Origin of the sequence: Nonomuraea sp. NPDC048916 (assembly GCF_040649575.1) — a bacterium.
Taxonomy (GTDB): Bacteria; Actinomycetota; Actinomycetes; order Streptosporangiales; family Streptosporangiaceae; genus Nonomuraea.
On record NZ_JBEZFS010000245.1, the window covers coordinates 1 to 427 of the forward strand.

Below are 427 nucleotides of genomic sequence, written 5' to 3' on the forward strand. Positions count from 1 at the left end.
GCACGATCCGTGCCACGGCTATGCGGGAGGGGAAGAGCGCGAAGGCGTACGTGAGCTTGAACTCGACCGTCTTCGCGTCGACCGCCGTGACCGTGTCGATGAAGGGCACGAACTGTGCCATCAGCGACGCGTTCTTCTCGTCCAGGATGCGTTCGAAGCTGAACACGACGTCCTCGGCGGTCACCGGTGAGCCGTCGTGGAAGGTCGCGCCGTCACGCAGGGTGGCGCGATAGGTGGTGGCGTTGATCTTCTTCGGCATCTCGGTGGCGAGTGCGGGGCGCGCCACGAGTGTTGCGGGATCGAGATCTACGAGCCCCTCGAAGATGTGCATATTGGCGGCGTACGGGGTGGCGCCCGACGTGATCATCGGGTCGAATCCGGTCGAGAGGGGGTACGACAGACCCGCCTCGATGGTGCCGTTGCCGTC

Annotated in this window: 1 protein-coding gene; it reads right to left on the reverse strand. The window is 64.9% G+C overall.

Annotation, left to right across the window (positions count from 1 at the left end):
• A partial coding sequence (locus AB0C16_RS40685; RefSeq protein ID WP_357691552.1) for an ABC transporter substrate-binding protein occupies positions 1-427 on the reverse strand: 427 nt, incomplete at both ends.